At 37.2% G+C, this 19,410-nt stretch carries 20 protein-coding genes; 6 read left to right on the top strand and 14 right to left on the bottom strand.

The window, feature by feature from the left end; translation table 11 throughout:
• Positions 1-24 precede the first annotated feature (24 nt).
• Positions 25-1,152, bottom strand: a complete 1,128-nt coding sequence (locus tag Q4493_RS02420) for an NF038122 family metalloprotease (protein WP_303449152.1) — start codon at positions 1,150-1,152, stop codon at positions 25-27.
• Positions 1,153-1,926: 774 nt separating this feature from the next.
• On the opposite strand from Q4493_RS02420, the gene trpS reads away from it, so the two are divergent.
• Positions 1,927-2,946, top strand: coding sequence for a tryptophan--tRNA ligase (gene trpS, locus Q4493_RS02415; protein ID WP_303449151.1), 1,020 nt, complete (start codon positions 1,927-1,929; stop codon positions 2,944-2,946).
• Between the two features lie 150 nt (positions 2,947-3,096).
• Here the strand turns inward: trpS and Q4493_RS02410 are convergent, their stop codons facing one another.
• The 3 genes from Q4493_RS02410 to Q4493_RS02400 form a co-directional block, all read right to left on the bottom strand.
• Entirely contained in the window at positions 3,097-4,062 is a 966-nt protein-coding gene (locus Q4493_RS02410) for a S41 family peptidase (RefSeq protein WP_303449150.1), read from the bottom strand.
• 624 nt (positions 4,063-4,686) lie between these two features.
• The gene (locus Q4493_RS02405; protein WP_303449149.1) at positions 4,687-5,277 is read right to left on the bottom strand and encodes a hypothetical protein; all 591 of its coding nucleotides are present in this window, start codon (positions 5,275-5,277) and stop codon (positions 4,687-4,689) included.
• Between the two features lie 488 nt (positions 5,278-5,765).
• The gene (locus Q4493_RS02400) at positions 5,766-6,239 is read right to left on the bottom strand and encodes a hypothetical protein (protein ID WP_303449148.1); all 474 of its coding nucleotides are present in this window, start codon (positions 6,237-6,239) and stop codon (positions 5,766-5,768) included.
• 164 nt (positions 6,240-6,403) lie between these two features.
• Here Q4493_RS02400 and Q4493_RS02395 point away from each other — a divergent pair, with 164 nt between their 5' ends.
• Complete coding sequence (locus Q4493_RS02395) at positions 6,404-7,450, top strand: AraC family transcriptional regulator (protein ID WP_303449147.1); 1,047 nt, start codon at positions 6,404-6,406, stop codon at positions 7,448-7,450.
• 75 nt (positions 7,451-7,525) lie between these two features.
• Here Q4493_RS02395 and Q4493_RS02390 read toward each other — a convergent pair whose 3' ends face one another.
• The 9 genes from Q4493_RS02390 to Q4493_RS02350 all read right to left on the bottom strand — a co-directional run bounded on the left by Q4493_RS02390 (position 7,526) and on the right by Q4493_RS02350 (position 15,435).
• Positions 7,526-7,951 (bottom strand): hypothetical protein, encoded by a 426-nt coding sequence (locus Q4493_RS02390; RefSeq protein ID WP_303449146.1) that lies wholly within the window; start codon positions 7,949-7,951, stop codon positions 7,526-7,528.
• 317 nt (positions 7,952-8,268) lie between these two features.
• Positions 8,269-8,922, bottom strand: coding sequence for a hypothetical protein (locus Q4493_RS02385; protein ID WP_303449145.1), 654 nt, complete (start codon positions 8,920-8,922; stop codon positions 8,269-8,271).
• A 2-nt stretch (positions 8,923-8,924) separates the two neighbouring features.
• Positions 8,925-9,416 carry an RNA polymerase sigma factor gene (locus Q4493_RS02380; RefSeq protein ID WP_303449143.1) on the bottom strand — a complete coding sequence of 164 codons (492 nt, stop codon included), beginning with the start codon at positions 9,414-9,416 and terminating at the stop codon, positions 8,925-8,927.
• 210 nt (positions 9,417-9,626) lie between these two features.
• The gene (locus tag Q4493_RS02375; protein ID WP_303449141.1) at positions 9,627-10,634 is read right to left on the bottom strand and encodes an alpha/beta hydrolase; all 1,008 of its coding nucleotides are present in this window, start codon (positions 10,632-10,634) and stop codon (positions 9,627-9,629) included.
• Positions 10,635-10,953: 319 nt separating this feature from the next.
• The gene (locus tag Q4493_RS02370) at positions 10,954-11,973 is read right to left on the bottom strand and encodes a serine hydrolase (RefSeq protein WP_303449139.1); all 1,020 of its coding nucleotides are present in this window, start codon (positions 11,971-11,973) and stop codon (positions 10,954-10,956) included.
• A 42-nt stretch (positions 11,974-12,015) separates the two neighbouring features.
• Positions 12,016-12,792 (bottom strand): bifunctional 2-polyprenyl-6-hydroxyphenol methylase/3-demethylubiquinol 3-O-methyltransferase UbiG, encoded by a 777-nt coding sequence (locus tag Q4493_RS02365; RefSeq protein ID WP_303449138.1) that lies wholly within the window; start codon positions 12,790-12,792, stop codon positions 12,016-12,018.
• 186 nt (positions 12,793-12,978) lie between these two features.
• Positions 12,979-13,773 carry an ABC transporter substrate-binding protein gene (locus Q4493_RS02360; RefSeq protein WP_303449137.1) on the bottom strand — a complete coding sequence of 265 codons (795 nt, stop codon included), beginning with the start codon at positions 13,771-13,773 and terminating at the stop codon, positions 12,979-12,981.
• Positions 13,774-14,034: 261 nt separating this feature from the next.
• Positions 14,035-14,712, bottom strand: coding sequence for a DUF2306 domain-containing protein (locus Q4493_RS02355; RefSeq protein ID WP_303449136.1), 678 nt, complete (start codon positions 14,710-14,712; stop codon positions 14,035-14,037).
• 18 nt (positions 14,713-14,730) lie between these two features.
• Entirely contained in the window at positions 14,731-15,435 is a 705-nt protein-coding gene (locus tag Q4493_RS02350; RefSeq protein ID WP_303449135.1) for a hypothetical protein, read from the bottom strand.
• A gap of 145 nt (positions 15,436-15,580) precedes the next feature.
• Between Q4493_RS02350 and Q4493_RS02345 the strand changes: the two genes are divergently transcribed.
• From Q4493_RS02345 to Q4493_RS02330, 4 genes are all read left to right on the top strand, one after another.
• Complete coding sequence (locus Q4493_RS02345; RefSeq protein WP_303449134.1) at positions 15,581-16,276, top strand: response regulator transcription factor; 696 nt, start codon at positions 15,581-15,583, stop codon at positions 16,274-16,276.
• 95 nt (positions 16,277-16,371) lie between these two features.
• Entirely contained in the window at positions 16,372-17,562 is a 1,191-nt protein-coding gene (locus tag Q4493_RS02340; protein WP_303449133.1) for a HAMP domain-containing sensor histidine kinase, read from the top strand.
• 73 nt (positions 17,563-17,635) lie between these two features.
• Positions 17,636-17,761: a hypothetical protein gene (locus Q4493_RS02335; RefSeq protein WP_303449132.1), complete on the top strand. Its 126-nt coding sequence runs from the start codon at positions 17,636-17,638 to the stop codon at positions 17,759-17,761.
• A 290-nt stretch (positions 17,762-18,051) separates the two neighbouring features.
• Complete coding sequence (locus tag Q4493_RS02330) at positions 18,052-18,279, top strand: IS3 family transposase (protein WP_303449131.1); 228 nt, start codon at positions 18,052-18,054, stop codon at positions 18,277-18,279.
• 133 nt (positions 18,280-18,412) lie between these two features.
• On the opposite strand, the gene Q4493_RS02325 is transcribed toward Q4493_RS02330, so the two are convergent.
• Positions 18,413-19,372 carry a hypothetical protein gene (locus Q4493_RS02325; RefSeq protein WP_303449129.1) on the bottom strand — a complete coding sequence of 320 codons (960 nt, stop codon included), beginning with the start codon at positions 19,370-19,372 and terminating at the stop codon, positions 18,413-18,415.
• Between the last annotated feature and the right edge of the window lie 38 nt (positions 19,373-19,410).

Raw genomic sequence — 19,410 nt, 5'->3', positions numbered from 1 at the left:
CTTTTTAAGAAAAGCGAATGATTATTAACTTTTTCTGCGACGTGAACGCGAAGCTACTAAGCTTAGTGTTGCTAAACCAAATAATGCGATGCTAGAAGGTTCAGGCACAGTTGTCGTAGCTGAACGTAAATCCCAACCAATAACATCAAATGCTAGTATATCGAAACCAGTCACATCAACAAATTCCCCTGCGGCTGCTGTTGGATCTAAAGCACCAATATCTAAATGATCTTTCCAATGACTAGCTTGTTGGCCATCACCGGTCACTCTTCCTGTTGAAAATGGCGCATAGTTAGTTTCACCACCATCAATTGAGAAATAGCTGTTTCCCCCTGCACGAAAATCTTTTACCCCCTTACCAGTTTGATAGCTTTCTTCAGAATAGCGAAAAATATCTAGCGTTGAGGCAATTGCATAGCCATCTAAATCGAATGCATAATTTGGGTTTGGATCGTTATCGTTATATCTATCATATGTATCAACACCACTGACAAAACCTAATGCATGTCCAATTTCATGAATAGCGACACCAACAAAGTCCCATTTATCAGCATCAACGCCGTCGCTTGGGTCAAAATCAAATGCAAACGTATTACTAAAAGTGATATAAGCATCCGTTGCTGAGAATGGGTTACCAAATAAGTCTGTGGTAAAACCTAACGCTTTTGCGTTTGCTTGGGTCATATCTAAATAAAAATTATCATTAGAGCCGTCAAAATCATGCTCAGTGATATCATTGCCATTAACATCTTGTTCGGTATCTAAGAAAGTCATTCCACAAAATGATTCGCCTTGAGTGGCACATTGAAGGTTATCCGTAGCGATTGCATCTGCAACTGAAGTCGCATCGTTAATTAATTGAAAACCAGTATTATGGTAAGACTGCACTGTTCTTGTTGAGCTGGCTCCACCTAAGATGCCATCGCCAAGTGAATCAAAGGCTATTGTCAAGTTTACCGTGACACTGTCAGTGAACATACTTTCCCAAAAAGTAGCAGCTTCCTGAAAGCCTGCTAACGCTTGCTGCCCTTTAGCATCAGCAAACTGGCTTGGTTCATAATCTAAAGCAATGGTCGTTGCGTTAACCGTTGAAGTGGCTAACATTGCGCTTAAAACTGCGCTGGTAAGTAATGATGTTTTTGACGTAAACATATATTGCATCTCTAAAGTTATTATTTTGGTTTTAAGGATAACAAGTGTTAATTTTTTGTTAATTTGTTTATATGCAATTATTACTCCCTTTTTATTTTTATCATTAATTCAATGATTTATGTGAGGGTGGATAAGCAGGTGTTACATTGTTGTAAAAAAATCCGACACTTAATTGGAGTTTTTAACTTGCTGATATTGATCAATTTAAGTGGTGGCCCTTCTCTGACTTGAACTGAAATGTGGTATGAAATTTAGGTCACCAATAATCAATTAGTTTCTATCATAGAAAATATAGAGTGTAAGGGATAATTTTCTTATCAACTTAATATACGAGTAACTCTTATATTGAACGAGCTAAATTTGAAGTCATTGTGGCTTATTAAAGTCAGAAATGAGCGAACAAGAGGCAGTCAAACTTATTTAACACTAAACAGTTAGTGCAACAATAAGCACGATTAATTAACTCTTTACTGCACCAGAATACGTCATCGTAAATGTTCATAATTGATATGATTCTTTGACAAAATGACTAGGTAGTGTAATGCCAAACAATATTGGAATTTACATTTCTTTCCCCGGAATTGATTGAGTCTCACCGTCTACTTTGTTACGCTTCGACCATGAACACGATACTTCTTAATACAATTTTTTCTAATTGGTGGCGCTCACTCTGAGCGGCACGGAATTCGTACATTCTTTTGCTGCTGGAAGGTAGCTGAGTATGTATGTTCTTTATATCTCCAGTAGCACATTTTATTCACTCGGAGATATTTCATGAACAATCAAACAAACACTACACGAGAAACCATCCTTACTGGCGACAGAGCGACTGGTCCTCTTCATCTAGGCCATTATGTTGGCTCGCTGAAGAAACGTGTATCTTTACAAAATGAACACGACCAAACAATCCTTGTCGCTGATATTCAGGGACTGACTGACAATGCACATAAGCCATCAAAAGTGTCATCCAACATATTAAATGTAGTAGCTGACTACTTAGCTGTTGGAATAGACCCTCTGAAAACTACTATTTGCATGCAATCACAGCTACCTGCTCTTGCTGAGCTAACAATGTATTATAGTAACTTAGTAACCATTTCAAGACTTGAGCGCAATCCAACTGTAAAAAGCGAGATAAAAAGCAAAGGTTTTAATCGCTCTGTCCCCGCTGGTTTCTTAACGTATCCAATTTCTCAAGCCGCTGATATTACAGCATTTAATGCTACATTAGTTCCTGTTGGTGACGATCAGCTTCCAATGCTTGAGCAAACGAACGAAATTGTTAGAAAAATTAATTCATTGGCAGGTAAGTTTGTGCTCAATGAGTGCAAACCATTGTTAAGCAATGCTTCACGACTACCGAGCACTGACGGCAAAAATAAAATGAGTAAGACAATGGGTAACGCCATTAACCTCGGTGCTACTGAAAAAGAGATAAGGACCGCTGTTCATAGTATGTACACCGACCCAAGCCACCTAAGAATTGAAGATCCAGGTAACGTTGATGGGAATATTGTATTTACTTATCTAGATGCGTTCTACCCAGACCAGGAGTATGTTAATCAACTTAAAGAGTCATACCAACGTGGTGGTCTTGGTGATGGTACAACAAAGAAAATACTTGAAGAATGCCTGCAAGAATTGTTGAAACCAATTCGAGAGCATAGGGAGTTTTACTTGAATGACAAGGCACAGCTTATTGAAATATTGCGAGCAGGAAGTGAGATCTCAAAAAGTAAAACCAACACTTTACTTCATCGAGTGAAAGATGTATTTGGGTTGAATATACTTTGACGGTGAGCCATAAGAAGTACAACATCTTCCTTTTTAGTTTTAGCGGCTAACTTTCATTAATTACGGTAAAGCTAATAAGTTCTATCTAATTTAAAAACCTTAATGCTACCTTATAAATAGCCCAAGATATTACTTGGGCTATTTTTAGATTTATTTAGCACCTAAAGATTTAGCAAATGCAGCATCAAATGCATCAATAGGGTCTGTATGAAAATCTGGCTGGATTCCTTTCTTTTCCCAGTTCTCCCCTGAAATAGGTAAAGTCGGTTTAGCCAAAGAGATACGAAATGTTAGCTCATCTGTAATCTTTCTTACTCCAACGTAAAAGCCTGCTCCAGCAGTTACGCCGCCAATAACTTTAGCCTTACCTCTATCTTGTAAAACGCCTGCGAATAATTCGGAAGCACTTGCTGTAGTTTGGCTAGTTAACAGCCAAACAGGAAAGTCTTTCTTAAAACGCTTGTGAACAGGTGTTGTTTTAACGGTAATGATATCATTGAGTGAGTTATCTCTTTTTTCAACCGTCCAGAGCATTGTACCTGAGTCGAAAAAATAGCTGAGCATGTGTTGCACTAGCTTAGGAGAGCCACCAATAGTATCTCGCAAGTCAATAATTAAACCATCACTGTTTTGCAGAAAAGACAATGCAATATCTGCCGTTCTAAGCGCATTTTCAGCTGGGTGAAACTTATTAAGTTTTAAATAGCCAATATTTCCAAATATATATTTTACTTCTTCAAAAGCATGATTATATGAAAGCCGGCCACTCTTTGAAGGAAGGATATGTGTTAATGGTTCATTAGGGTTTTGTACCATTAAGCTAATGTGCACGTCACCTGAAATATTGCGTATATCACGACCAACAACTTCAGCAAACTCAGCCAGTGTGGTGATGTCTTTATATACGCCCTGTTCCAATCGAGAACTGATGACTGAACTTACATATTGAGTAGCGTTAGCATCAATGTAGTTTTCGGAGAAGACTACTAAGGTTTGGTTTATTAGTTCATTGACCTGTGTTGCTGATAACCTGGTATCGCTATAAGCAAGAGTACTAAAAACAATAAAGCACAGATATACGGCTTTCGTAAGCCATCGACAAAATAGATTTTTCATAAATATTCTCTTTTAATTATTTAGGTTGAGGTTTCTTCAATACTAAAAAAGAGAAATTATCCTATAAGTGCGAGTTGCCGATACGGGCCGATGCTTTTCTTCCATTGGCTGGTTCGATAAGTAGGGGATGCCGCAGTATCGAACCAGTTGGAATGAATGGGTTCAGAATAAAAATATTCATCTACTTTATACGAAACAACGAGCTCATGGATTGTTTCGGAGAAAATCCTACGGGCCTGTTGCTTACTGTGGCGAAATAGGCTTGCGCGAGAAGTTTGCGTAACTGTCTTTTCTATCTTTACAACGTTGTCTTCAAGCTGAAAGATAGGTAATTGGATATTGAGTTCAACACGATCATTTGCTGATAAATTAAATAAGCAAATAATTAAGCTAATCGTCAATAAAATCAGTTTTATGGCGTTCATCAACATCGAGTTAGTGATTTAATAGTTTAAATAATTATGGAGGCTTTACTGCTTGGCTCTCAATAGATTAAAAATAAGTACCTGACAACTATGAAATAAAGAGTATTAAGTTGAATAAGTTTATTAGTATCATTATTTTACACTTATTACGCAATTATCTTTAAATTCAAGCACTACCTGACCAGTAATACTAAAAAGACTAAGGTTTAGTATATTCCACCAACTCTTCTACGTAACGGTAATCATCCTGTATTTGCGTCAGTTTAATAAATTTTTTCACTTCTGGTGAGTATACGTATATCTCTTCAGAATCTGCATTGTATCCCCTTGAGTTACTGATTTTTCCTTTGTAAGAAATGGTATAAGCCATAAACTTGCCAGCGCCAACCGTCTCTTCTTTATAATGAAGTACCTTTGCTTTCTGAACTGTTTTACCCGTGGTTCCGTCGTCACTCTTCCAATGATTTTCATAGGTCCACGTTTTACCGACTACTAGCGGCCACTTAAATCGAGGCGTTTCACTTGTTTCTGGTTTAACGATGTCCGAAACAGGGATTGCGCCGTACTGACTTTTTACGCTTAAAACTCCGTTGTCTTCTATCACTTGCCTAACATCATGGCCTTCTGATCTAACTACACCTTGGTCTGTAACCCCTTTAAATTTCCACACCCACCTTTCTCCAACTTGGTAGTCAGCTATTTGTGGCTGAGCAGTAAAGACTTGACCTTTATTAGCGCTGTTTGCACTTACTGTAAACAATACGAACAAAGTGAAAATAGTATATTTCATAAATAACTCCATTAAGCAAAAGTTTGCTATGTATAAATTGTTAAATTGGTAAACCGAATAACCCAAATTGGTTTTATGAATTATTCGCAGTACAACGATAAATCTCACAATAATTATGAATTTTATTTTATAGCAGCTTGGCAACCTAATACGACACCATCAAGGTTTACTTCATTTACCTTTCGTCAACTAGCAAAATCTAGGTGCTCTGGATCGTGTGAACCGCTGGTTTCTGCAAAGCCCGTAATACCGGCGTTGTTAATTAACAAAGTCGATTCGACCATGTTTAGCTAAGATGCATGTTTGTGTACTTCACCAATACCTCTTGCAGTCCCAGTAATAAGCGCGATTTTATTTGCTAATCGCATATAAACTCCTAATTTTTGAAATTCGCAGTTAACCGATATGCTAATCGTTTAATACATGTTTTGAATAAAAGTAACGCATGTACCTAGCCATAAGTATTCCAGCTAAACTATATACAAAAGTCATGATTGGGTATTACTATGTTGCTTTTTTCGCTTCCATGGCTCTATTGGCTGCTGAAAATATTTCCACCAAACGTATTTCCAAGGAATACAAATAGCAATTAAGCAGCTTCCAATTATCGATCCTTTTACACTTACGACGCCCGGAATTTGCTCTCCTGCCATCCATAATGGTAACGCCACAGCAGCCAACCAGACTGCCTTCCAAACGATTTCAAACAGCATGACTGGTAGAAAAGTTAGTGGGCGAAACATGCCCCCAATAGCCAATAAAGCAAGTGCAAATAGCAGCGAATGTCCGACTCCTCGCCATGATGTCCATTCATAAGGCCCCCCTAAAATAGACATCAACTGCCATTTCCCGATGACAAACACTAATCCAGCAAAGAATATTCTGAGTCCCCAAGTTTTCCAAAGTGGCACTATTGGCGCACCATTTTCTATTTCAATATCAATAACTGAATTGCTTTTCATAATCATTCCTCAATTTCAAAATTCATCACTATGCTGCCATGTACAAAGGCTTGAGAAGACTCGAATTTCAAATTTGATCCACGAAAAAGACAAAATCGAACAATCTCATCGAAAAATTATATAAGTAATGTAAAATTACTTATTAGTTGAAAAGGGGATATGCATTGGAACTGCTAAAGATTTTGCAATTATGGGTTGTGTTGTTATGTATTGGACTAGCAACTATTCATTTTAAACGTCGAGATAAGCATGTTCTGCATTTGGCTTTCGCATTTTTTTGTGCTTCCTCTTCAATGCATATGGCATATATATATACAGCTGACTACTGGTCACCCTACCATCATTTAATCGGAATTTTTGGTTTTGCTACTTGCAGCGGCTACTGGTTGTTTGCTAGAGCTTTTTTCCGAAAATCCAACCCCATTAATCAGCATCACCTTTTGTTCGTTGGTCTCCTTGCTATATTTTTAACGTTAAGACATCTTTTCCGTTTTACTGAAAAAATGTGGTTGGCCAATACAGACTGGCTTTCAGTTGTAAATACGATCTTATCCGAGGCAATCACTCTCTTATCTTCAGGTATGCTAATTCTTGCTTTCTGGGAAGGCTACAGGGGGTTAAAGCATGCTACTGCTACACAGCGTAAAGTGTCAGTTGTTTACTTATCTGCTCTCATGACAGGCATTGTAAGTGTTATGTTAATTGCTGCTGCGCTACCAAAAGAGTTATCGGATGGAACAGGGCGAGATTGGCTTGTGGTTTTTGCTTACACGTTGATTTTATCAATTTCACATGGGCTCATTTGCTTTCGCCAGCATCAATTTGGTCAACTAGAAAAAGCTTCTGACTCAGTTACTAAGGAAGAGGCTATTTTGGCTGAGAAAATTCACACGCTATTGATTGAAAATAAGCGCTTTTTAGAACCTAATTTACGCGTTGCTGATATTGCTCGTGAGATAGATGTCCCAGAGTATCGTATTCGTGCCATTATGCAAAATCACTTTAATGCCAAAAACTTCAACCATTATATTAACGGGATGCGTGTAGAGTATGCTAAAAATATTTTGTGTGCACCTGACAAGCTAGATTGGCCTGTACTTGTTGTTGGAATTGAAAGTGGTTTTTCTTCAGCTGCTCCGTTTACCAGAGCATTTAAGGAATTTACAGGGGTTACGCCAGGTCAATATCGCAAGCAACAGTCCACAACTTAATATGCCCTATTGGGGATTGGCAAGAAAACCAAATGAAGGTAATGATTCGCTGTAAGTTTTTTTTGGCGGTTATGGTTAAGTAAGCACCATTTTAGATATTTCGATCGTAAAACCGATTAAAGCTAAAACAAGACCTACACCTCCGATAGCATTTCCCCTACCTAGAACAATTCCAAGTCTTACAAAAACCTTACTAATAAAGGCCACAACGCCAAGGAATATAGTAAAAACTGTAAATGCTACGTTGGCGACGATACTCATCGAAGGTTCCACAATTGAAACTATAGCAACAGAGATCACCCAAATAGCAATATAAAATCCAATGGCTACCCCATGCCAGTCTTGTCTCGTCGCGGGCCTACCAACGAAGCGAAATTGAATTGTTTCAAAGAATACTTTCAAACGTTCCGCTAATTTAGGTAAATAGAGCTCAACCGTCACCAACAATAGGCCGAATACTTGTATTGTTAAACCAACCCAGTTTATTACACTCTCATTCAAAATTTACCAATCTCCCACTATTCCATATAAGTCAACGAAATTCATACCAACGCCGAAATAACGGGCACTTAAACTCGGCTAAAATCCACGGTATACATGAGTTAAGCCAAGCTTTGCGTGCTCCTTTTTGATTTACTTGTTAAGTAATTTTGAACAGCAAAACTGAATAACAAGAATCATTTTTTACGTTTTGATGCTGCTATAGTAATTATCACAACGATAAGAACAACTACCACACCCCCAATTACTGAACTACTCATAATTTCCTCCATTGATAATATATATTGAAATTTAATCAGCTAACCCGTTTCTACCACTTAGTCTTTTTCCATATTGTCGAACTGGTCTAACAGATGCGTTAACCTGCGGCCTGATATTTCCTTATGAAGCCAAGCAATTAACTTGTTATCTCTATTTTCTGGTTTTAGCTTACTTATTAAGAATACAACCAGTCCGGTAAAGGTAATTGACATAACAGAAAATCCAATTTTTGTTTCAACAGACATAAGTGAAAATAAGTCAACGCCAAAAACTATGTCATAACCTAAAAATACATAAGCCATATATAATGGAATGGATAGCATTATTAGCTTAAAAATATTCAAATTGTGTGTTCTGACTGCAATAAGATCAGTCAACGTTTTTTTAACAGGCATGGAGAAGTCTACTTTACTCAACAGCGCTATTTGACCAATATTCCCAGCTAACCCGACAATAGCAAATATATTTAATATAAAGGCTGATACGACAGGAGCTGTAAAACTCCATGACGAAACGATATATTTCCACAGTAAAACGACGATAACAAAAAATAATAAACCTTCAACTGCTCTCGTTGCTAAAAGCTTGTTTAATTGACTTTTTTTACTTTCTATCTTCTTTTCTTGCAGTAGTTTTTTATTAAGGCTCATACACTCGTCTAACTTTTCACTATGTTCTTGCCACATAGATTGCATTTGCTCTAAATTCATATCTAATTACCTCTTTGCTTTAGTTTCTGTTTGATTCGACTAATTTTGGTTGAAACATTTGAAACTGTGATATTTAAATTGGCGGCAATTTCAGACTGATTTTCGCCTTCTAAGTACATCAATAATACCGCCTTATCTATATCGTTCAGTTCGTTAATAAACTCATATAGTTCAATCAAACTCTGTTCATTTTCACTCTCTCGCTCCATGTCGTAACTGAGTAGTTTGTCTTCCATTTCAGTATGCTTGTAGGCGGCTGATTTATCCTTTCTGTAAAATGAAATTGCAACATTGAGTGCCACGCGATACATCCATGTGGTAATTTTAAAAGCGTCATCGTAAGTATCTAAAGATCGCCAAATTTGAGCGAGAATTTCTTGAGTTAAGTCTTCTCTATCAAACTCATTTTTGCAGTAAGAGCGAGTGATTTTGAAAATAATGCCTTTATGCTTTTCTATGATTTCTAGATACAGCTCATGCTTATCACCGCTCATTTCACTCTTTTTTAAAAATTGCACTTATAAATAACCTTGTGTAAATGGTTTGCTAACTGAAAATAATTTCAATTCTTGGTGTGCCTGAGTTGACATTATTTTATAAATCGCAACGCAGTAGCACCTAATCATAGCCACTAAGTAGTCGCTAACAAAACCTGTTTACCTAATTATTCGCAGCTACAAAATAAATCTCACAATTTTATCAAATTAATTTTTTACCAATAACCCTTGTTCAACTAACCAGTTTTTAATTGCCAGCATCGTTTCTTGGTTGTGTCTAATGCCATTGTGAGTTTCGCCATCAACTATTTTCAAGTCGCCATTTTGATAGGGTTCTAATGTGGCTTCGAATGCACTTGTGTTAAAGGCTTCGTCTTGATTGCCTACCACGGTAAAAAAAGGGACCTTGATGGCTTGTAAGCCTAATTCATGACTTTCAGGGGACATACTTGCACTTGCGTTAAAACTATAGGTAGATAAAGGAGACTCTTTAGGTACGTTGAAAAAAAGTACAGGCAAGTCATTCCAAGTACTAATACCCACAGTGTTTAACAGTGCCAAGCCGATAATTCTCTGCAAATGAACTTTCATAAATGCTTCTTCGCTAGAAGCTGATGCCTTATTTAGAGTAGGAGAGTCCTGACCCAATAAAGGTGCAATCATTAACAAGGCATCCCATTTGGGTTCATTTTTTATTGCATTTCTCAACGTAATGCCAGCGCCCATTGAATGACCCGCTACAATGACTTTTCCTTCTGGCTTTTCTTGTTTTATTGCTTCGATAATGTCATTTACGTCATCCGCATATTGGTCGATATAATCAATATGCCCTTTAGTTCCAGAAGAAAGTCCATGCCCACGTAAATCCACCGTAACGACTTCCGCTAGAGTTGCCTCATTCAGAAGACCTGAGAATTTGTTGTATGTAAACCCATCTGACAAAACTCCATGAATAACCAAAATGGTCAAATTCGAAGATTCTTCGCCAAATCTTCTCGCATATATTTGACCTCCATCTACTAATGAAAATACATGTTCTCGAAAACTATAAGGTTGTTCAAATCCTAAATCTTGGAGCTCCTTTGCAGTCATTGTCATATTAGTCGACGCTTTAAATGTCGGAGAGTCCGAATTTACCAACAGGTAAGAACCACCAAAAAAAGCACTCAACAAAGCGAATGTAATAACTAAAATCTTGCGATAATTTTTTTTCATTTAACTTTCCAAATTAACTAAATTTTAAAAACTAAAATAATGAATCGCAGCAATGACAAAAAACTCACAGCATAAAATCATTTTATTGACTAAATTTGCGCTAGCACCAAATGGAACCAGTTAAATCTTTAGCTTCATGTGAGCAATTTAACTTATTGTTTTTTAATTGACTTTTTCTAACAGAGAGAGGTTGCATTTCAAAAGGTGGGGAATGATTGATATGTAGTGCACAGATCCCTGCGATCGAGTTCGGAAAGCTCTTTTGATCGAAAGTATCTAATTCTCATAATTGTGACACTATAAATTTTACTCGGGTGCTTTACCTTTTGCGTATGATATCAATAATTCGATTGTGAACGATTTGAGAAAGAAGCAAAGTGTCATCACCAGTTGTATTAACAAACTGAACAACAACGGTGTCAATATCGGCATAATAGCGGGCACGACTCCAGTAACCTAATACCCAGCCATCGTGCTGATACTCATAAAGCCCTTTATAAATCTCGGCTTCATCTTCGGTAAACAAGGAACCGTCATTGAGCACCCTAATAAATTTCCCTACGGCTTCTGCTGATGCGACCATACCTTGGTCTAGATATTTGAAATCATCTGGATATCCAATGTAATAACCACTCATCATCCTGTCTTGGTTAACCTCATTTACCGACATAAAAGTATCCGCAATACCCAAGGGAAATAACATTTCTTGCTTTATAAATTGCCCGTAGTCGTAACCAAGCATTTTTGTCATGATCTTATGCAACAGTAGGTAATTTGTATTTGAGTAGCTGTAGTCAGTGTCTGGCTTAAAGTCAGCTGGCTTATCAAGAATCAACGCTAAACCATCGATGTTTGATTTGCTCCAGTCAAATCCTTGAACATCAGTAAAATTCGGAATGCCACTTCGGTGTTGAATCATCATGCGAAGTGTAATTTTGTCGGCGTATTGGATACGTTCGCTTAACTCTGGCATATAGTCAACAAGCGTTTTTTCCAATGACAGCGTTTTGTTAGCTACAAGTTTTACTATTGCCGACGCATCATAAAGCTTTGCAATACTTGCTATTTTAAACAATGCTTGGGGGTCAGCAGGCGTTTTAGCATCGCGATTGTGATAACCTTCGGCATAGTATTCAGGCGGCTCGCCGTTTCTATCAACGTATACGATAATTCCATCTAATCGTTCGTCTACAGCATTCGCTAGCTCTTGCTCTATCGTATCTGGTGTCGATTTTAGGTAATAGAGCCCGAATTCCCAAGGCGCGAACACATAAATGCTAATTGTGGTTAAAATGGCGGCAGTGATAATACGTATAGCCGCTAGCTTAAATTTTTTCACCTTAGAGCTCCTTAGCTTTAGTGGCTATGATGATCATATCTGTTACGGTGCTGGTTTACATGCCTTAATAGAGTAGACTAGAGGGACCCATACTCCACTATGGTTAAGTGAAAACTTTCCTTTTTCTAGCTCTTCCATATTTTCAAAACAGTTATAAGGGCTATATGGATATTCGTTAAACTGCTCAATAATCAAGCCTGCATTAATGAGTGCATTTATGACTTCGGTTAACGGATGTGGCCAGGTAATTACAGTTAATTTATCACCATCATCATTTTCGGTATAAGTATTCTCTTCTTCAACATCGGGGATTGCATTTGGAAAGTAAGAATAACCAGAGATAACATCAAAAAAAGGATGAAACTCAACAATATAAAATACCCCTCCCGATTTTAGGCTGTTCGCTATTAAACTGGCCCATTTGTCTAAATCAGGTAACCAACAAAGTACACCGTATGAGGTAAATACAATATCGAATTGTGAATTGTTTCTCTGAGAAAATTCATAGAGATCTGCGCAAATGAATTGTGCGTCTAATCCAGTTTTTTCTGCCAACTTACGTGCACTATTTATTGCTTTTGAAGAAAAATCGACACCTGTTACTTTTGCCCCTAGTTGAGCCCAAGACAATGAATCTAAACCAAAATGACACTGTAAATGCAGCAAAGACTTGCCAGCGACACTTCCAACTTCATTGAGTTCTATTTCATTAAGTGAAGTTTTACCTTGAATGAAGCCTTCAACATCATAAAACTTAGATTTGAGATGAATTTCCGCTCTTCTGTTCCATGTATCCTTATTTACTTCAATATAATCCAAGTGTTTCCTCCTGCTTTTAAATCCGATATAAAAGTTGCTTCTTCAGAAAAATGCATAGCCATTTACGTCTGCATGATTTAGCTAGTCCAGCCACAACCTATATATTATTAGTTCTAAATATGAAACTAACACACAAATTCCATTCTAATTGGAACTTATTAACTGGCTAAATCTTATTTTGCAAAGTTACTTAATGCCGTACTTACTCATGATTTTGTCAACATCTCCATTTACATTGTATTTAGTCATTTCTTGTTCAAAAAATTTTATCAACGACATGACTTTTAGCGACTTTTCAAGCGAAGGTGTAAACGCAATATAGATATTACTTTTATTTAAACAACCGGCCTCACGAATTTGGTTATCCAGATTGGTTTGCTTTAATTCAAACAAGGTGGTGTTTCTCGTAAATAAAAAAGTATCAATACGACCTTTGAGCAGCATCATTGCACTTTGGTAAACATATCTATCGAGGTAAGGTAAATATTGAAATTGTTTTTCATTTGAGGCTTGAAATTCATTCAATTCTTCCAAAGACGTATCTTGAGCTACACCTATCGACAGCGAAGATAATGATTTAGGTCCTTTATAAAGCCAGTTACTCGCATTGGAGACAAAGAAACACATTTGCTGTTTACCAATAGGTATACTCGGGTAAATTAAAGTTGGTGCCTCATCTTTTGCGGGTGCTAACAGTGCATCATATTTCCCTTCATCAACCATTTTAATTGCACGTGACCATGGCATGCTATGAATTTCTAATTGATATTTTTCACTAGCATATATGAGTTCTACGATATCTTGCACGTAGCCCTTATTGACCTCTTTAGGACAGATCTGAGGGCACCAGTCTATCGAAGCAATACTCAACTTTACAATTTCTGTATTTTTTGCCGAATTAGCTAATGGAGGCTGTAGACAAAAAAACAATAAGATGAAAGGAATAAACTTAAACTTCCATTTACTTGTTATTATTTTCATAGCTGGCTTCTAATCCTTAATCCAACAAAGTTACCTTTCTAACCTAATGCCCAGCGAATAAATAGTTGGTATATTTAGTGTAAGATTCAGTTTGTTCTAATTTCAATTTGTAGTCCTTGGTTGTATGAATAAACCGTTCATCAAGTATTACCCAGATAAAAAATATTATTTTGCTCTCAGCCTAGTACATTAGAGCGCGTCATAGACATAAGTAGCAGAGCAAGACTTATTAACTAATGATTCGCAGTGTTAAAATAATTCTCACAATGTTTTTGAATTAATTTTAATTAGTTTGAATCTCATTTTAATTACCCAGTAAATCGTTGTAAGTACAACCAGAATAACTGGCAGTAATAGAAGCTCTGTTCGTTGTATAAACTCAGGTAAGTGCTTGGCTTGGCCAAGAAAGAATGCTGCTGTCGACATTAACAAGGGGAAAAACATGCGCCATAAATGTCTAACTAATCTGCTATTTCCACTTAATCCACCACGTAGTAGATAACGACAATCACCGATGCAGCATAAAGCCATGACACTGCCGAAAACGATATAAGCTTCAATGCCAAAACCACCTAGCTCTTTGCTCTCTATCTGGTTGATTAAATAAGAATACCAACCAAATCCAATCGTAATCAGAATGACAAACATAAACAGCAGCTTATCCAATGCATTGGTTTGCTTAGGTGGTTGCAAAATCGTGTTTATTGAAGACAACACTAAGTAGCAAAGTACTAAACCATTGAGCATCGAAAGCGGTATTTCTTTTATAATCGCTATATATGTACCAGTAAGCCCAAGTGCTAACATTGCTTCGACATAAACTCGACCTAAGTACTTATGTGTCATCTGTCCTTTTTTTGCAACAATCACTGAGTACCCAGTTAACAGAGCGATTGCACCCGCACATATATGAAACACTAAAAAAAACGATAAAAACATGGGGAGATTCCTCTAGTATTAACTGGCTTTTTCAAGCTGTTTATTAACTAAGTGTGAGTCACATTTAAACCCTGCCACTAAAAGATAAATCGGCACAATAAGTTGAGTTAGAGCAATAGGTGCTTGAATCAATGTTGGAATGGATAATTCAAAAAAGGTATGACCAACTGCAATCAACTGAAGTGTTACGGAGAAAACTGCGAAACTGGCAAGGTAAGTTGGCAACAGTTTTTCTCTTAAAACCAAGCCATAGAAAAACAACAAGCTTAAACTTGATATAAATATTGAAAAAAAGTGCGCCTCGTTTCTTCCTGTCGCCAGTAGCTTTTTCAGTGGTTCGAATGTCTCACTACTTGACCCCGCATCTAAATAACCACCTGTTAAAAAAACTACGTATTCAGACAGTTTTGCATATTCAACTGTAGAAAGTGCTACTCCTACTGCTGCCAAGACAATAAGAGTAATAAACATGCCGCTTTGTCTACTCACTCTGTCTTTTGGCAACAGCAAACCAAATACTAAATTAAGTGAACTAATAATAAGCGCCACAAGGGTTGCACTTCCTAGTATATAGATGAGTTCTTGAGTACCTACTGAGCCGTCATATCTTAAAATAGGTTTTAAGAAATAGAAATTTAACACTATTCCCAAGAGCATTTGCACAAGCATCAAACATGCTAATAATCTCGCGATGGATTTGTTACTGTTATTAAGTAGTGACATAAAATGCTCCCTTGTTGGTAATTAGGAGCGATTATACCCACTTCCACTAATGGCTTGGGTAACATAGTGTAACAATTGCAATAAAAGGTTTGTGTTTGACTCTCTCATGAAAGAATATGTCGTAAACAATACACAAGTAGCTACTATGACAAAGATATTAATAATTGATGATGATGAAGAGTTAACGGAAAGTTTAGCTGCTTTCTTCAACAATCATCAATGTGAGCTCGTCGTAGCCAATGATCCGCTTTTAGCGATGGCTCTAATAGAAAAAGAAGCACCACGATTACTGCTGTTGGATGTAATGATGCCAAGAATAGATGGCTTTACTTTATGTGAACAGATCCGAAAAAAATACACCTTACCTATCATTATGTTAACTGCTAGAGGTAAGTTAGAAGATAAAGTACATGGCTTCGAAATTGGTGTTGATGATTACTTACCCAAGCCTTTTGAACCATTAGAGCTGTTAGCCAGAGTACAAGCCTTACTTCGACGAACAAGGAGTAAAAAGGAAGAAATCAAAATACAAGAACACATTCAGTTTGCTAGCCTTGATATTTTTCCCGCACAGCAATTAGTTAAAGTGAACGGTGAAGAGATCAACTTGTCCGGCATGGAGTTTCACTTGCTTTATACGCTGGCGACCAATCCTGGCAAGGTTTATAACCGAGAACAAATTACGGGTGCCTTAAAAGGCGTAGAGGTTGACTTGTATGGTCGCGCTGTCGATATATTGCTCAGTCGACTAAGACAAAAACTGAATGATTCTGCCGCAGATCCTATGTTCATAAAAACCATCAGAGGCATTGGTTACACATTTATTGGAAAGCCGTTGTGAAACTCCCAAACTTGAACTTATACACGCGCTTCTTTTTGCTTTTTTCCATCACTACACTGCTACTAATTGTTCTGATTGTACTAGGGAGTTTTTCCATGTCTGAACAAAAGGCACAGCAAATTGTTTTAGATAGACATGAAGCGCTGCATGAAATGATGGCTAAACTAGTTGCAGGGGCAATCGATATTGAGCATTTAAAGACAGAAGCTAAAAAGAATCGTGTCGCGATACAAATTACCAGAGGTGAAAAAATTTGGTTAACCGGAGGTCCGCTACCAACACCGGAAAAGCTAATGAATAATGCAACACCTCTTGGCAATTTGTTTTTTACAAAAGTAGACTCAAAATACTTTATATTTACCACTTCAAACAACACAACCATCGCGGTCACCTCGCAAATAGCTAACCTTCTCGTTTACCCAAATTGGCTGGTATTTTGGCCCTGGTTTGGTGTGCTATTGGTATTGTTTGTTAATTATAAGCTGTTGAATAAGCAGTTAAATCCAATCCAAAGAGCCATAGACAGCGCCACCCAAATTAGCCAAGGCAATCTTAAACACCGCATTCAAACTCACCCTGCCAATGACTTGGGAAAACTTACCAACGGTTTAAATATTATGGCTGAAAATTTAGAAGAACTTTTTGCTTCAAAGAATGAATTATTGCTGTCAGTTAGCCATGAATTAAGATCTCCCATGGCAAGAATGAAGGTGTTGTTAGCACTTTTAAAAAATGATCAAACCGTGTCAAAACTCAATCAAGAAATAAACAAAATGGATGCCATTGTAGAGCAACTACTAGAAAGTGAACGGCTGCGAGATTCACACAAACTATTAAATTTAGAGCCATATTACTTTCCCAATGTGATAGCAGACATCATTAATAGTTTTGATGGCATAGACAACTTAACACTAGAAGGCTCAATTCCAGAGATAGTCATTGATATTGATTTAGGCCGCTTTAAGTTTTTAGTGCGAAATTTAATTGAAAATGCGCTAACCCATTCCACCGACTCAAGCCCTGTACTTATTGCATGCAAAAAGCGTTCAAATCAACTAACAATCTCGGTAAGAGATTTTGGTTCAGGAATGGAAGAACAGTTTTTGCCTAAGGTGTTTGAGCCCTTTTCTCAAGCAGAAAATGTAAACAACCGCAGCAATAAAGGTGTTGGTTTAGGGTTATTTTTATGCAAGCGTATCGCATTAGCTCATGGCGGCGATTTATCAGTAAAAAGTGAGCTTGGCAAAGGTAGTACGTTTATTTTTAAGTTACCAATCTCTGCTTAATGTTAAACTGTAACGGTATGATTTAACTAGAGACTTCGTTAGAGTTAAAATTACATTAACTAACGAGGTCAAAATGCCAAAGAAAACATTAACAATAGAATTCAAACGTGAGTGTGCAGAGCTAGTCATTATTCACGGTTATAAACACAAAGATGCAGCCGCAGCAATGATTGTTGGATTATCATCAATTCAGCGCTAGGTAAGCCAATACCGAAAAGAGCAAAAAGGTTACACACCCACAGCTAGCGCACTAACGCCAGAGCAAACCCGTATTCAAGAATTAGAAAAACAAATTAAACAGCTAAAAAGTGATAATGCGCTGTTAAAAAAAGCTTCAGCCTTTTTCGCTATGGAAATGAACAATGTCAGCAAGTAGGTGCCAAGCTGAAAAAGGCAGGAAGTAAGGTTCAGCAAATATGCCGCTGTTTATCGATACCGTTTAGCTCGTTTTATTATAGAGCTAAGCCAAAACCTATTTGTGCTGAACGTGTGAAGCTTGATGCAGCCATGAAGCAAATTCATGTCGATATGGACGCTACTTACGGCAAAGTGCGTATGCATGGTGAATTACAAGCATTAGGTTTTGATATTGGCCTTCATCGTGTTTGTACGTCGATGAAGCGATTAGGATTAGTCACTAAACGACCTAAGCAGTATAAATATCCTATGGGTGGTAAGCCGTCGGTAATTGCACCTAATTATTTAAATCGTCTTTAAGTCTTGTTGATACATAAGAATAGGCTTTACAGGCGTTTTTACTGGATTTTTGGCACAAAAAAGACGCTAATGTTCGTCTTTAATCGTTGAAATGGTGGCCCCTCCCTAACTTGAACAGGGGACCTGCCGATTATTATCTAAATAGCTTAGTCCCAGACATTAAATCTTTATCAAAAGTGAACTGATGCTCTTGCGGATTATTTAAACATCTACCGATGATTCTCGATTTAAATATACTTTGTTTCTCTAAGATAACAGAGTTCTCAAAGCCGTAAACATTAGCACATATAGGGCACTTTCCCTCAATTTGAACTGAACTTAGCCTTCTACTGATGTCAGTTATTTTCTTAGTATTAGGTGAAGCTGAAACTTCAGAAAGGCAAATCGAGCTCAAAGGTTGAAATATATGTTCAAGCAAAGTCATTTTACGAGTGCTAACACTAAGGATATTTTTCACTGGCATAAAAGTGATGTAATAAATGATAAATAGCGGTACCCATAAGTAGATTGAAAAGCCAGGTTTAACAAGCATCCAACCAAGATATATAGGCATAGCAATAAAATAGAGAATTAACACGATTAGCAAAAATTGTCTGTTTCGTGTTTTTTCAAAGAATGGACTGCAAGCGGTTAAATACCATGGGGTTCTTTTAAGTTTCTTCGCTTGGTAACGAACAGTACTAAAATCAATGGTAGAACTAGTAGAAGAATCAGTATCACCTTGCTTCGGATTATTTGCGTCGAGACTGACGGGTTCAATATAGAAAGCAGTCTCGTTGCCTGAACCGCCACTCCCAGATTGCTTCTTGATCATAGGAAAGAGAGTAAGCTCTTTTGATTCTCTACTTTCCCAGATGAATTTCTTATTGTCGTTGATTTTTTTAATCAGCCAATCTAACCAATTTACGTAGGTTTTTGGATCTCTTGGCCTTGATGTATTAGCAACATCAGACAATTGAGTACGTAGTAATTGTTCGTTATCCGATAGATGTAACAAACAAGCTACAAAAAACAACCTCTGCTCTTCACTTCTCATAACTTCATCCAAGAAGTCCAAAGCATCTATTAAAAACGAAATTTGCTTATCTTTCATAACCTTCCTTGTTCTATTTTCCGGAAATTCTAGAATTT

Source organism: Colwellia sp. 1_MG-2023 (genome assembly GCF_030546755.1).
In the GTDB taxonomy this organism is placed as follows: domain Bacteria; phylum Pseudomonadota; class Gammaproteobacteria; order Enterobacterales; family Alteromonadaceae; genus Thalassotalea_H.
The sequence above is the reverse complement of the archived record's forward strand: the minus strand, read 5'-3'. Positions and strand labels throughout refer to the sequence as shown.

Coding starts and splice junctions, on each gene's coding strand:
- Q4493_RS02360 (WP_303449137.1), bottom strand. CDS start 13,773: ATGAAAATAATAACAAGTAAATGGAAGTTTAAGTTTATTCCTTTCATC.
- Q4493_RS02340 (WP_303449133.1), top strand. CDS start 16,372: ATGTCTGAACAAAAGGCACAGCAAATTGTTTTAGATAGACATGAAGCG.
- Q4493_RS02385 (WP_303449145.1), bottom strand. CDS start 8,922: ATGAATTTAGAGCAAATGCAATCTATGTGGCAAGAACATAGTGAAAAG.
- trpS (WP_303449151.1), top strand. CDS start 1,927: ATGAACAATCAAACAAACACTACACGAGAAACCATCCTTACTGGCGAC.
- Q4493_RS02375 (WP_303449141.1), bottom strand. CDS start 10,634: ATGAAAAAAAATTATCGCAAGATTTTAGTTATTACATTCGCTTTGTTG.
- Q4493_RS02410 (WP_303449150.1), bottom strand. CDS start 4,062: ATGAAAAATCTATTTTGTCGATGGCTTACGAAAGCCGTATATCTGTGC.
- Q4493_RS02350 (WP_303449135.1), bottom strand. CDS start 15,435: ATGTCACTACTTAATAACAGTAACAAATCCATCGCGAGATTATTAGCA.
- Q4493_RS02420 (WP_303449152.1), bottom strand. CDS start 1,152: ATGTTTACGTCAAAAACATCATTACTTACCAGCGCAGTTTTAAGCGCA.
- Q4493_RS02405 (WP_303449149.1), bottom strand. CDS start 5,277: ATGAAATATACTATTTTCACTTTGTTCGTATTGTTTACAGTAAGTGCA.
- Q4493_RS02335 (WP_303449132.1), top strand. CDS start 17,636: ATGCCAAAGAAAACATTAACAATAGAATTCAAACGTGAGTGTGCAGAG.
- Q4493_RS02345 (WP_303449134.1), top strand. CDS start 15,581: ATGACAAAGATATTAATAATTGATGATGATGAAGAGTTAACGGAAAGT.
- Q4493_RS02400 (WP_303449148.1), bottom strand. CDS start 6,239: ATGAAAAGCAATTCAGTTATTGATATTGAAATAGAAAATGGTGCGCCA.
- Q4493_RS02325 (WP_303449129.1), bottom strand. CDS start 19,372: ATGAAAGATAAGCAAATTTCGTTTTTAATAGATGCTTTGGACTTCTTG.
- Q4493_RS02380 (WP_303449143.1), bottom strand. CDS start 9,416: ATGAGCGGTGATAAGCATGAGCTGTATCTAGAAATCATAGAAAAGCAT.
- Q4493_RS02355 (WP_303449136.1), bottom strand. CDS start 14,712: ATGTTTTTATCGTTTTTTTTAGTGTTTCATATATGTGCGGGTGCAATC.